Origin of the sequence: Streptomyces sp. NPDC059166 (assembly GCF_042755185.1) — a bacterium.
Lineage (GTDB): Bacteria > Actinomycetota > Actinomycetes > Streptomycetales > Streptomycetaceae > Streptomyces.
On the sequence record NZ_JBHZCI010000046.1, the window covers coordinates 20,482 to 33,249 of the forward strand.

Here is a 12,768-nt window from a genome sequence, read left to right on the forward strand (position 1 = left end):
ACCGCCGGTGCGTACCCGTCTGCTCCCCCTGCTCATCGTCCTGATGGCCGCCGTCCTGCTCGCCCTCGGCTTCCCGCTCGCGGTGCGGGTGGCGGCCGCCGAGCAACAGCGGGTCGTCATCGACCGGATCGACGACACCGCGCGCTTCGGCGCCTTGGCGCAGTTCGTCAGCGAGACCGCCATCAGCACCGACGAGCGGCAGCGGACCCTGCAGACCGAACTCGAGTCCTACGACTCCGTGTACGGCATCAGGGCCGGGGTCTTCTACCGGGACGACTCGGCGCTCGCCAAGGCCCCCGCGTCCTGGGCGCTGCCCGTCGACGGGGAGGGCCGGGCCGCCTTCCAGGAGGCGCTCCTCGGCCGCCGGTCCCACGACCCGCCCCAGGTCTGGCCATGGCAGGACGACCGGATCGTGGTCGCCTCGCCGGTGGTCAGGGACGGGGACGTGGTCGCCGTCGTCGTGACCGACTCGCCCACCGGAGCCATGCGCTCCCGGATCCTGCGTGGCTGGCTGCTCATCGCGCTCGGCGAAGCGGTGGCGATGCTCGTCGCCGTCGGGGCCGCGTTCCGCCTCACCGGGTGGGTGCTGCGCCCCGTCCGCGTGCTGGACGCGGCCACCCACGACATAGCCAGCGGCCGCATGAGGTCACGGGTCGTCGCATCGGGCGGACCGCCTGAACTCAGGCGTCTGGCCCGGTCCTTCAACGAGATGGCCGACAACGTCGAGGAGGTGCTGGAGCAGCAGCGGGCCTTCGTCGCCGACGCCTCCCACCAGTTGCGCAACCCGCTCGCCGCGCTTCTGCTCCGGATCGAACTGCTCGCGCTCGAACTCCCCGAGGGGAACGAGGAGATCGCCTCGGTCCGGACCGAGGGCAAGCGGCTCGCGCAGGTGCTCGACGACCTTCTCGACCTCGCGCTCGCCGAGCACACGACGGCGGATCTCCGGCTCACGGACATCGGGGCGCTCGCGGCGGAGCGCGTGGCCTCCTGGCGTCCACTGGCCGACGAGAAGGGCGTACGGCTGACCCTGGACGGATCGCGTGCGGTGACCGGCTGGGCCGATCCCATCGCCCTGTCCAGCGCGCTGGACGCGGTGATCGACAACGCGCTGAAGTTCACGCCGGCGGGCGAGGAGGTCAGGGTGACGGCCGGCGCCGACGGCACGGGGGCCGCGGTCGTGGTCGCGGACCGGGGACCGGGCCTCACGGAGCAGGAGATGGAGCGCATCGGAGACCGGTTCTGGCGCAGTGGCCGGCACCAGAACGTCAAGGGATCCGGCCTCGGTCTCTCCATCTCGCGTGCCCTGCTCTCGGCGGGCGGCGGATCGATCGGCTACTCCGTCCACGAGCCGCACGGGCTGAAGGTCACCGTCACGGTGCCGCGCGACGCCCCGCAAGGGTGAGCGGGACGAAAGCTCCACCCGGCGCCCCGCAAGGCTGGGCGAAGCGCCGTGCCGCGCGAGGCCGGGTGGGACGGGGACTCCCCGCGAGGCCGGGTGAGACGGGGGCTCCGCGCGACGCCCCGCAAGGGTGAGCGGGACGAAGGCTCCACCCGGCGCCCCGCAAGGCTGGGCACGACGGGTTCCGGCCTGGGCGCCCGCACGTCCGGGCGTGACGCCGGAGCGTCAGGGCTTGGCCGAGCGGTAGTAGCGCCTGGCCCCTTCGTGCAGGGGCAGCGGATCCGTGTAGATCGCCGTGCGCAGGTCGACCAGCTGGGCCGAGTGCACCTCCCGGCCGATGCGGTCCCGGCTGTCGATCACGGTCCGGGTGAACGCCTCGGTGGTCAGCGGGTCCGTACGGTCCGTGGTGATCAGCAGGTTGGAGACGGCGACCGTCTGCACGGACATGCCCTGCTGGGCGCCCGGGTAGGCATCCGCCGGCATCACCGCAGACCGGTAGTAGCGGGTCGATCCGCCGACCGCCTGGAGCTCCGTGATCAGAGGTTCCTCCAGCGGCACCAGACGGATCTCGAGCTTCTCCGACAGGTGCTCCACGGCGGCGGTCGGCAGCCCGCCCGACCAGAAGAAGGCGTCGAGCCGCCCGTCGGTCAGCCGCTGCGGCATCGTGTCGATGCCGGCGTGCACCGGGGTGATGTCCGAGGCCGGGTCGATGCCTGCCGCCCTCATCAGCCGGTCCGCGACGAGGAGGACCCCCGAACCCGTCTGGCCGACGCCGACCCTCGCCCCACGCAGATCGGCGACCGTCCGGATGGCGGAGTCCCGTGGCACGATCAGCTGGACGTAGTCGTCGTACAGGCGGACGCAGCCCCGCAGCCGCTCGAAACCCGGTTTCTCGCTCTGCAGATAGGTGGCGACCGCGTCCGCCGTGGCGATCGTGAAGTCGGCCTTCCCGGTGGCCACGCGCTCGATGTTCTGCTGTGATCCCTCACTGTTCCGCAGCCGTATCGAGACCCCGGGCATGTCCTTGGCCAGCGCGCCTTCGAGCCGTTGCCCGTAGCGCTGGTACACACCGCTGCGCACACCGGTGGAGAAGGTGAGCGACCCGCTCGGCTCCTCCTCGCCGAGCGGGAGGACCCACCACAGCAGCAGTCCGAGCACGACCGCGGCGGCGGCGCCCCCCTGGAGGGTGCGTCGCCTGCCGGATCCGGACAGTGCGTGCAGCATGGCGCGATCCTGCCATTCGCACACCCCCGGAGGCCAGGGCGGTGGCCACCGGGTGGGCGCTGGCGCCGCTACTCCGGCGGGGTCGGGGTGTCGGGGCCCTGGAACATGGTCTGGATGTCGAGTTCCAGCTGGATGGTGGGGCCGACGATGGCGATGCCCTTGGCGAGCATGTTGCGCCAGTTCAGGGTGTAGTCCTCGCGGTGCAGTTCGGCCGTGGCCCGCGCCGCGCACCGCAGCTCCTCGCCGTAGCCGCCGTTGACGGCACCGAGGTACTGCGTGTCCAGGGAGACGGAGCGGCTGACGCCGTGCATCGTCAGCCCTCCCTGGACGGTCCAGTTGTTCCCGCCCCGGCTGATGAAGCGGCTGCTCGCGAAGTGCAGGTACGGGAAGTTCTCCACGTCGAGGAAGTCCGCCGAACGCAGATGGTTGTCCCTGGTCTTGTTCCCCGTGTCGATGCTCGACGCGTCGATGCGGATCTCCACCTGGGAGTCCTCGACCGTGGGCGCGACCCGTACCCCGCCCTCGAAGGAGGTGAAGCGCCCGTGCACGTTGGCCATGCCGACGTGCTTGGCGATGAAGCGGATGGCGGTGTGCGGCGGGTCGAAGAGCCAGGTGCCGGGCGTCGGGGGCTCCAGCTGCCGAGCGACGTCCAGCTGCACCCGCCCCATCGACAGGGTCTCGCCCGCCGCTATCTCGAAGGTCCAGCTGGCCGGCTGCATGCCCTCCGCGGTCATCAGCAGACGGTAGTCGCCCGGGGGCATGGCGGCGACGAACATCCCGAACAGGTCCGTGGTCCCCTTGGCGACGGTCCGGGCCGAGTTCATCGCGGTGACCGTGATCTCCGCGCCGCCGAGCGGCTGGCCCATGGGTTCGACGACCTCACAGGTGACCGTGCCGGCCCCCTCGGGCACCGGGAAGGTGAATCTCTCACCGCCACCGGAGGCCGTCCTGGATCGCCTGCCGCGGAGGAGAGAGAGGACCATCACATGCACCTTTCAAGCGTGGAACGATCAGCATAAGAACCGACCGGAAGGCGCCGTTCATCGGCCCCCGGGCCCTCTCCCCGGCCCGCACCGCCTCCCCGCACGGACCTGGTCTGCTCCGCCGTACGGCCGCACCCCGGCCACCGCCTACCCTTGTTCCATGACCAGCGGCAACCGGAGCGATGCAGTGGACGTCCAGAAGAGCTACGAAGTGCGCACCTACGGGTGCCAGATGAACGTCCACGACTCCGAGCGCTTGTCGGGTCTCCTGGAGGACGCCGGATACGTGCGGGCGCCCGAAGGATCCGACGGCGACGCCGACGTCGTCGTCTTCAACACCTGCGCCGTGCGGGAGAACGCGGACAACAAGCTCTACGGCAACCTCGGCCGCCTCGCCCCGATGAAGACCAAGCGCCCCGGCATGCAGATCGCCGTCGGCGGCTGCCTCGCGCAGAAGGACCGCGACACGATCGTGAAGCGCGCCCCCTGGGTCGACGTCGTCTTCGGGACGCACAACATCGGCAAACTGCCGGTCCTCCTGGAACGCGCCCGGGTCCAGGAGGAGGCGCAGGTCGAGATCGCCGAGTCCCTCGAGGCATTCCCCTCGACGCTGCCCACCCGCCGCGAGTCCGCCTACGCCGCCTGGGTTTCCATCTCCGTGGGCTGCAACAACACCTGTACCTTCTGCATCGTCCCCGCGCTGCGCGGCAAGGAGAAGGACCGCCGCACCGGCGACATCCTCGCCGAGATCGAGGCGCTCGTCGCCGAGGGCGTGAGCGAGATCACCCTGCTCGGCCAGAACGTCAACGCCTACGGCTCCGACATCGGCGACCGCGAGGCGTTCTCCAAGCTGCTGCGCGCCTGCGGCACGATCCAGGGCCTCGAACGCGTCCGCTTCACCTCGCCCCACCCGCGCGACTTCACCGACGACGTGATCGCCGCGATGGCCGAGACCCCGAACGTGATGCCGCAGCTGCACATGCCGATGCAGTCCGGATCCGACACGATCCTCAAGGCCATGCGCCGCTCCTACCGCCAGGAGCGCTTCCTCGGAATCATCGAGAAGGTACGCGCGGCCATGCCGGACGCCGCCATCTCCACCGACATCATCGTCGGCTTCCCCGGCGAGACCGAGGAGGACTTCGAGCAGACCATGCACGCCGTGCGCGAGGCCCGCTTCGCCAACGCCTTCACCTTCCAGTACTCCAAGCGTCCCGGGACCCCCGCCGCCGACATGGAGGGGCAGATCCCCAAGGAGGTCGTGCAGGAGCGCTACATGCGGCTGTCGGCCCTCCAGGAGGAGATCTCCTGGGAGGAGAACAGGAAGCAGGTCGGCCGGATCCTCGAGGTGATGGTCGCCGAGGGGGAGGGCCGCAAGGACGGCGCCACCCACCGGCTCTCCGGCCGCGCCCCGGACAACCGGCTGGTCCACTTCACCAAGCCGGCCGAGGACGTACGTCCCGGGGACGTGGTGACCGTGGAGATCAGCTACGCCGCACCGCACCACCTGCTCGCCGAGGGCACGCCGCTGGGCGTCCGCCGCACCCGGTCGGGAGACGCCTGGGAGAAGCGCAACGCCGCCCCCGCGGAGCGGCCTGCCGGAGTCATGCTCGGCCTGCCCGGCATCGGCGCACCCGCGCCCCTGCCCGTGGCCGCGGCCCCGGGGTGCGGCTGCGACTGAGTACGCTGACCGGCATGCTTGTCGCCGCCGCCGTCTGCCCCTGCCCGCCGCTGCTGGTCCCCGAGGTGGCCGCGGGAGCCGGGCCCGAACTGGACGCAGCGAGGAACGCCTGCCTCGACGCCCTCGCCGTGCTCGCCGCCGCACAGCCCGATCTGCTCGTCGTGACCGGGCCGACGGGCGCCGCCGAGGCCGGGGCCTACCCCTCGGGATCCGTCGGGTCGTTCGCCGGGTTCGGAGTGGACACGACGGTCCGGCTGGGAGAGCCCGGCGCCGGGGCCCGTCCCTCGGGCCGTCCGCTCCCGCCGTCCCTGGCCGTCGCCGCGTGGCTGCTGGAGCGCGTCCGGTGGAGGGGCGCCCCGGTCGAGGGGCTCGGTGTGCGGGAGACGCTTCCCGCGGAGGAATGCCTCACCGAGGGAGCCACGCTGGCGGACCGGGCCGGCCGGGTCGCCCTGCTGGTCATGGGGGACGGCAGCGCCTGCCGCACGGTCAAGTCGCCCGGTTATCTGGACGAGCGCGCCACCGGCTTCGACGCCGCCGCCGCCCGCGCGCTGGGCGCGGCGGACGTGGCCGCGCTCGGCGCCCTGGACCAGACCCTCGCGTACGAACTCAAGGCGGCGGGACGAGCCCCCTGGCAGGTGCTCGCCGGTGCGGCCCGGAGCGCAGCGCTGGGGGGCCGGCTGCTGTACGAGGACGCCCCGTACGGCGTCGGCTACGCCGTCGCCGCGTGGTCGTGAGCACCTGCTCCACCCGGCACCGGCACACCTGAGGGCCCGGGGAGCGAGATCGCTCCCCGGGCCCTCAGGCCGAAGGTCAGGACGCGGGGGGCGGCGGCGGGGGAGTGCCGCCCGTGTCCTTGTTGCCCAGACGGTCGACCGCGTCCTTGGCCTTCTGCGTGCCGGACACGATCTTGTCGCTGTACTTGCCCTTGGTCTTCTCGTCGACCGTACGAGCGGCCTTGTCGAGGCCCTGTTCGATCTTGCCCCCGTGCTGCTGCGCGAGGTCGCCGACCTTCTCCTTGGCCGGGGCCAGCTTGGTCTTCAGGTTGTCCAGGAAACCCATGGGTCACCTTCCGTGCTGGGGGACTGTGATCACATTTTACCCGTCTGTCAGGAATCATGCGTGACTCACCGTGTCCCTGCGTGACCACCGGAGGCCGCCGGGGAAGCCGCACCCGGTCCGTGGGCGTCCCGGAGTTTGGGAGACTGTCCCGGTGAGAAGACCGCCTCCCGCCCCCCGCGTCATCACCGTCGTCGGCCCCACCGCCGCCGGCAAGTCAGATCTGGGAGTGTTCCTCGCCCAGCGGCTCGGTGGTGAGGTGATCAACGCCGACTCCATGCAGCTCTACCGCGGCATGGACATCGGCACCGCAAAGCTGACCCTCGCCGAACGCGACGGGGTCCCCCACCGCCTCCTGGACATCTGGGACGTCACCGAGGCCGCGAGCGTGGCCGAGTACCAGCGGCTCGCGCGCGCCGAGATCGACCGCCTGCTGTCCGAGGGCAGGACCCCCGTGCTGGTGGGCGGGTCGGGGCTCTACGTGAAGGGCGCGATCGACGCCCTCGAGTTCCCCGGGACGGACCCCCAGGTGCGGGCCGCACTCGAACGGGAGCTGGACGAGCTCGGGTCCGGAGCCCTGCACGCCCGGCTCGCCGCCGCCGATCCGGGGGCCGCCCGCGCGATCCTGGCGAGCAACGGGCGGCGCATCGTCCGCGCCCTGGAGGTCATCGAGATCACGGGCAGACCCTTCACCGCGAACCTCCCGGGCGACGAACCGGTCTACGACGCGGTTCAGATCGGTGTGGACGTCGGCAGGCCCGAACTCGACGAACGGATCAGCACCCGCGTGGACCGCATGTGGGACGCCGGGCTCGTCGACGAGGTGCGCGCACTGGAGACCCTCGGACTGCGCGAGGGGCGCACGGCCTCCCGCGCCCTGGGCTACCAGCAGATCCTCGCGGCGCTCGCGGGGGAGTGCACCGAGGACGAGGCCCGCGCCGAGACGGTGCGCGCCACCAAGCGCTTCGCGCGCCGTCAGGACTCGTGGTTCCGGCGCGACCCGCGCGTGCGGTGGCTGAACGGCGCCGATACGCAGCGGGGGGAACTCCCGCAGCGGGCGCTGGCGTTGGTCGAACGAGCGGTTACAGCCTGATCACGTGATGGCATCGGGACGCTCCGGTCGTCATTTCGGCAGCCGGGAGCGTGCCATCATCGAGCATCGATCCACCAGTGGAGTCCGAGTTGGGAGGGCGCGTGGCGATGGAGGCCGGCCCTCGCGACACAGACCGGGAAGCAGCGGGTACGCGGCACGAGGCGGGGCGCCTGAGCTCCGACGGGCCGGACGAGCCGCAGGCGGCCCCCGAGGTCGAGGTCGAGCTGCGGCCCGTCCGCCGGATGCGGATCTGGCAGCTCGCGCCGATCGTGGCCCTGGCGGCCGTCGGGTCCCTGATGTTCGCCTTCCCGCTCGCCTTCGAGTTCGGCGGAGGCGGCGCCGTCGTCGCGATGCTGGGGCTCCTGATCAGCTGCTGCGCCGCCGGCTGGGGCATGATGGCGGCCCGCCGCGTGGGCCACACCTGGCCCGGTCTGCCCGGCAGGGGTGAGGACGAGCGCCCCGACTGGCGGATGATCGCGCTGTACGTGGCCGTCTGCTCCGTGCTGGTGGCCCTGGCGGTCTGGCGAGTGGCCCGGCTGCGCTGACCGGCCCCGGGCCGACCGGCGGCCCGCGGCCTCGTAGAGTGGCAGTGTGACCACTCCGCAGATCAGCTTCCTCAAGGGCCACGGCACCGAGAACGACTTCGTGATCGTTCCCGACCCGGACAACACCCTCGACCTGCCGGCACCCGTCGTCGCGCGGCTCTGCGACCGCCGGGCCGGGATCGGCGGCGACGGGCTGCTGCACGTCGTGCGGTCCGAGGCGCACCCCGAGGCCCGGGGCATGGCCGGGGAGGCCGAGTGGTTCATGGACTACCGCAACGCCGATGGTTCCGTCGCCGAGATGTGCGGCAACGGCGTGCGGGTCTTCGCCCGCTACCTGCAGCGCGCCGGGCACGTCGCCGAAGGGGACCTGGCAGTCGCGACGCGGGGCGGCGTCAAGCGGGTGCACCTCGCCAAGGACGGTGCCGTCACCGTGTCCATGGGCCGGGCGGAGCTGCCCGAGGAGGGCGTCACGGTCACGGTCGACGGCCGCTCCTGGCCGGCCCGCAACGTGAACATGGGCAATCCGCACGCCGTCGCGTTCGTCGAGGACCTCGCACACGCCGGTGAGCTCCGCTCCGTACCGCCGTTCAGCCCCCCGGCCGTCTACCCGGACGGGGTCAACATCGAGTTCGTCGTGGACCGCGGACCGGGACACGTCGCGATGCGTGTACACGAGCGGGGCTCCGGAGAGACCCGTTCCTGCGGCACGGGCGCGTGCGCCGTGGCGGTCGCCGCCGCCCGCCGGGACGGCGCCGACCCCGCGCTGACCGGCGCCCCCGCCACGTACACGGTGGACCTGCCGGGCGGCACCCTGGTGATCACCGAGTACCCGGACGGCGGCATCGACATGACCGGGCCCGCCGTCATCGTCGCCGAGGGCGTCATCGACCCCACCTGGCTCGAAACGATGATCGGTTAGAGCTTCGCTCGAATGGGTGATCCGTTTCACGCTGAGCGAGAGGTGGACTGCGCCACGTGGTGGGGTCGATAGCATCAAGCACCGGCCCGGGGGTGTAACCGCATCCCTCCACCGCCGGTCGACGCTGCCGGAGGTGCCCCATGAGCGCAGAGGCCACCAATCCAGGTGTTCCCCTTCGCAAGCGCGGTCGTCCACGGATCGATCTGCGCAGGCTGGGCCGTGTAGCCCTGCTCGGGCCGGTCTCCCGTGACCGGCTGCCCGACGCCATCGGGCACGTCGCGGAGGCCCATCGCGCGCACCACCCGGACGCCGACCTGGCCGTGCTGAGCAAGGCGTACGTCCTTGCCGAGTCCTCGCACCGGGGCCAGATGCGCAAGAGCGGCGAGCCCTACATCACCCATCCGCTGGCCGTGACCCTGATCCTCGCCGAACTCGGCGCGGAGACCACGACCCTGACCGCCTCGCTCCTCCACGACACGGTCGAGGACACCGATGTGACGCTGGATCAGGTGCGCGCGGAGTTCGGCGACGAGGTCTGCTACCTCGTGGACGGTGTCACCAAGCTGGAGAAGGTCGACTACGGCGCCGCCGCCGAGCCCGAGACCTTCCGGAAGATGCTCGTCGCCACCGGCAACGACGTCCGGGTCATGTCGATCAAGCTCGCTGACCGGCTCCACAACATGCGCACCCTCGGCGTCATGCGCCCCGAGAAGCAGGCCAGGATCGCCAAGGTCACCCGGGACGTACTGATCCCGCTCGCGGAACGCCTGGGGGTGCAGGCCCTCAAGACGGAGCTGGAGGACCTCGTCTTCGCCATCCTCCACCCGGAGGAGTACGAAAGCACCCGGGCGCTGATCTCGGCCTGGGAAGGAGCCCAGGACCCGCTCACGGACATCGCGGACAGGGTCAGGGCCACCCTGCGGGAGGCGGACATCAGCGCCGAGGTCCTCATCAGGCCGCGCCACTTCGTCTCCGTGCACCGGGTCAGGATCAAACGCGGGGAGATGCGGGGCACCGACTTCGGGCGCCTGCTGGTCCTGGTCGGGGAGGACGCCGACTGCTACGCGGTCCTGGGCGAGCTCCACACCTGTCTCACCCCGGTGATCTCCGAGTTCAAGGACTTCATCGCCGCCCCCAAGTTCAACCTCTACCAGTCGCTCCACACCGCCGTCGTCGGCTCCGAGGGCGCGGTCGCCGAGGTCCTCATCCGGACGCACCGGATGCACAAGGTCGCGGAGGCCGGCGTCGTCGCGCTCGGCAACCCCTACGCGCAGGACGGCACCGCCGCGAACCAGGCCGAACCCGCGGACGGCGAGCGCGCGGACCCGACCAGGCCGGGCTGGCTCTCCCGCCTCCTGGACTGGCAGGAGTCCGCCACCGACTCCGACACCTTCTGGGCCACACTCCGAGAAGACCTGGCCCAGGACCGTGAGATCACCGTCTTCCGGACCGACGGCGGGACCCTCGGGCTCCCGGCGGGCGCCAGCTGTGTCGACGCCGCCTACGCACAGCACGGAGACGAGGCCCACGGCTGTATCGGAGCGCGCGTCAACGGCCGCCTCGCGACGCTCAGCACCGTACTGAACGACGGCGACACGGTGCAGCTGCTGCTGGCCCAGGACGCCTCCTCCGGTCCCTCGCCCGAGTGGCTCGACCACGCCCGTACACCGGCCGCCCGCATCGCGATCACGGCGTGGCTCGACACCCACCCCGCGGGCGGACAGGGGCCCCACGGGCAGGACGCGCGGAGGCCGCAGCTCCAGCCCATCGACGACGGGCCGGGCAGCCGGGGGCGGCCCACGGGAAGGCACCTCAGCCTGGCGGTCGAGGCGCAGGGCGCCCCGGTCAGGCTCGCCAGGTGCTGCACCCCGGTCCCGCCCGACCGGATCCTGGGCTTCACCGTCAGGGGCGGCGCCGTGACCGTGCACCGCGAGGAGTGCCCCACCGTGGCCCGGATGCGCGGCACCGGCCGGGCCGCCGTCGGGGCACGGTGGAACGACCCGGGCGACCTGGGCTGCGCGGCCGACTACCGGGTCACCCTCGTCGCCGAGTCCTTCGGCCGGCCCCGGCTCCTGGCGGATCTCACCGAGGCCATCGCGACGGCGGACGCCGCCATCGTCTCGGCGAACGTGGAACCCCCCAGCGAACAGCGCGTCCGGCACACCTACACGCTCCAGCTCCCTGACGCCGCCGGGCTTCCCGGCCTCATGAGGGCCATGCGCGACGTACCGGGTGTCTACGACGTGAGCCGCGCCCAGCAGCCGGCCTCGACGGGCTGACCGCCCCCACCGGGCGACCCTTTCGGGTGGCGCGGCGCGCGCCACACCCCGCCGGCCGGTGCGCGCTGGTAGCCGTAGTCCATGCCGCTCACCTCGCGCCGACTGCGCGCCGCCCTGCTGGCCACCGCGTCGGTCACGCTCGTCGCCGCAACGCTGCCCGCACCCGAACCGCTCGGCCTCGGCGACCGCCTCTTCCCGCACCTCGGCAACCCCGGCTACGACGTACTCGCGTACGACATCTCGCTCACCTACAAGGGAGCCAACACCAAGCCCCTGCCCGCCGTCACCAGGATCGACGCGCGGACCACGGCGCACCTGGACCGGATCAACCTCGACTTCGCCCGGGGCACCGTCAGCTCCGTGGAGGTCAACGGGAGGAACTCGCGGTTCGCCACCGCGGGCGAGGACCTCGTCGTGGACCCCCCCGCCCCGCTGCCCGCCGGCGCCCCTCTGCGGATCACCGTCCGGCACACCAGTGACCCCTCCGGCGACAGGGACAGCGGAGGCTGGGTGCCCACGGCCGACGGGCTCGTCATGGCGAACCAGGCCGACGCGGCGCACCGTGTCTTCCCGGGCAACGACCACCCGTCCGACAAGGCGTGGTTCACCTTCCGGGTGACCGCGCCCAAGGCCTTCACCGTCGTCGCCGGGGGCCTCCCGGCGGGCAGGCACGAGCACGGGACCGAGACCACCTGGACCTACCGGACCGAGCATCCGATGGCCACCGAGCTGGCGCAGGTGTCCATCGGCCGCTCGGCGGTCCTGAACCGGACCGGGCCGCGCGGACTGCCGGTCCGCGACGTGGTCCCCGCGGCCGACCGCGAGAAGCTGGAGCCCTGGCTCCGCAAGACCCCTGCGCAGCTGGCCTGGATGGAGGAGCAGGTCGGACCGTACCCGTTCGAGACGTACGGACTGCTGGTCGCCGACACGGTGACGGGCTTCGAGCTGGAGACCCAGACGCTGTCGCTCTTCGAACGGTCCCTGTTCACCGGAACCGGGTACCCCGAGTGGTACGTCGACTCCGTCATGGTGCACGAACTCGCCCACCAGTGGTTCGGCAACAGCGTCTCCCCCCGGTCCTGGTCCGATCTCTGGCTCAACGAGGGCCACGCCACCTGGTACGAGGCCCGCTACGCCGAGGAACACGCGAAGAAGCCCCTGGAGAGCAGGATGCGCCAGGCGTACGCCCGCTCGGACGCCTGGCGCGCGGCCGGAGGCCCGCCCGCACGGCCGGACGTCCCCACCCCGGACCACAAGATCAGCCTGTTCCGGCCGGTCGTCTACGACGGCAGCGCGCTCATCCTCTACGCGCTGCGCGCGGAGATCGGCCAGGCAGCGTTCGACCGCCTGGAGCGGACCTGGGTGCGCACCCACCGCGACGCCTCGGCCACCACGGACGACTTCACCGCGCTGGCCTCGCGGATCGCAGGACGGGACCTGACGGACTTCTTCGACGGCTGGCTGTACGGGACGAAGACCCCGCCGATGCCGGGGCACCCGGACTGGCGCAGCGAGACACCCCGCGACGCCGGCGCTGACCCGCGCCGGGCACCGAAACCCGAGTGACGCGCCGGGCGGGGACATGCCAC

The 12,768-nt window shown here is 72.0% G+C and carries 11 protein-coding genes; 8 read left to right on the forward strand and 3 right to left on the reverse strand.

Features of this window, described 5'->3' with window-relative positions; translation table 11 throughout:
* The first annotated feature begins 7 nt into the window (after nucleotides 1-7).
* Nucleotides 8-1,402, forward strand: a complete 1,395-nt coding sequence (locus ACFXOA_RS27650; RefSeq protein WP_385034059.1) for an ATP-binding protein — start codon at nucleotides 8-10, stop codon at nucleotides 1,400-1,402.
* A gap of 222 nt (nucleotides 1,403-1,624) precedes the next feature.
* Here ACFXOA_RS27650 and ACFXOA_RS27655 read toward each other — a convergent pair whose 3' ends face one another.
* Nucleotides 1,625-2,623 carry a TAXI family TRAP transporter solute-binding subunit gene (locus ACFXOA_RS27655; protein ID WP_385034062.1) on the reverse strand — a complete coding sequence of 333 codons (999 nt, stop codon included), beginning with the start codon at nucleotides 2,621-2,623 and terminating at the stop codon, nucleotides 1,625-1,627.
* A gap of 68 nt (nucleotides 2,624-2,691) precedes the next feature.
* Nucleotides 2,692-3,606, reverse strand: a complete 915-nt coding sequence (locus ACFXOA_RS27660; protein WP_385034065.1) for a YceI family protein — start codon at nucleotides 3,604-3,606, stop codon at nucleotides 2,692-2,694.
* Between the two features lie 160 nt (nucleotides 3,607-3,766).
* Between ACFXOA_RS27660 and miaB the strand changes: the two genes are divergently transcribed.
* Together miaB and ACFXOA_RS27670 are read left to right on the forward strand one after the other, a co-directional pair.
* Nucleotides 3,767-5,287, forward strand: coding sequence for a tRNA (N6-isopentenyl adenosine(37)-C2)-methylthiotransferase MiaB (gene miaB / locus ACFXOA_RS27665; RefSeq protein WP_385034068.1), 1,521 nt, complete (start codon nucleotides 3,767-3,769; stop codon nucleotides 5,285-5,287).
* Nucleotides 5,288-5,301: 14 nt separating this feature from the next.
* On the forward strand, nucleotides 5,302-6,021 hold the full coding sequence (locus ACFXOA_RS27670; RefSeq protein WP_385034070.1) for a class III extradiol dioxygenase subunit B-like domain-containing protein: 720 nt from the start codon (nucleotides 5,302-5,304) through the stop codon (nucleotides 6,019-6,021).
* A 76-nt stretch (nucleotides 6,022-6,097) separates the two neighbouring features.
* On the opposite strand, the gene ACFXOA_RS27675 is transcribed toward ACFXOA_RS27670, so the two are convergent.
* The gene (locus ACFXOA_RS27675; protein ID WP_385034073.1) at nucleotides 6,098-6,346 is read right to left on the reverse strand and encodes an antitoxin; all 249 of its coding nucleotides are present in this window, start codon (nucleotides 6,344-6,346) and stop codon (nucleotides 6,098-6,100) included.
* Between the two features lie 151 nt (nucleotides 6,347-6,497).
* Here ACFXOA_RS27675 and miaA point away from each other — a divergent pair, with 151 nt between their 5' ends.
* The 5 genes from miaA (at nucleotide 6,498) to ACFXOA_RS27700 (ending at nucleotide 12,745) form a co-directional block, all read left to right on the forward strand.
* The gene (gene miaA / locus ACFXOA_RS27680) at nucleotides 6,498-7,436 is read left to right on the forward strand and encodes a tRNA (adenosine(37)-N6)-dimethylallyltransferase MiaA (protein WP_385034076.1); all 939 of its coding nucleotides are present in this window, start codon (nucleotides 6,498-6,500) and stop codon (nucleotides 7,434-7,436) included.
* 107 nt (nucleotides 7,437-7,543) lie between these two features.
* On the forward strand, nucleotides 7,544-7,981 hold the full coding sequence (locus tag ACFXOA_RS27685) for a hypothetical protein (protein WP_385034139.1): 438 nt from the start codon (nucleotides 7,544-7,546) through the stop codon (nucleotides 7,979-7,981).
* 46 nt (nucleotides 7,982-8,027) lie between these two features.
* A complete protein-coding gene (gene dapF, locus ACFXOA_RS27690; protein ID WP_385034079.1) occupies nucleotides 8,028-8,900 on the forward strand; it encodes a diaminopimelate epimerase in 873 nt (290 codons plus the stop codon).
* Nucleotides 8,901-9,040: 140 nt separating this feature from the next.
* Nucleotides 9,041-11,179, forward strand: coding sequence for a RelA/SpoT family protein (locus ACFXOA_RS27695; protein WP_385034082.1), 2,139 nt, complete (start codon nucleotides 9,041-9,043; stop codon nucleotides 11,177-11,179).
* An 81-nt stretch (nucleotides 11,180-11,260) separates the two neighbouring features.
* Entirely contained in the window at nucleotides 11,261-12,745 is a 1,485-nt protein-coding gene (locus ACFXOA_RS27700) for a M1 family metallopeptidase (RefSeq protein ID WP_385034085.1), read from the forward strand.
* Nucleotides 12,746-12,768 lie beyond the last annotated feature (23 nt).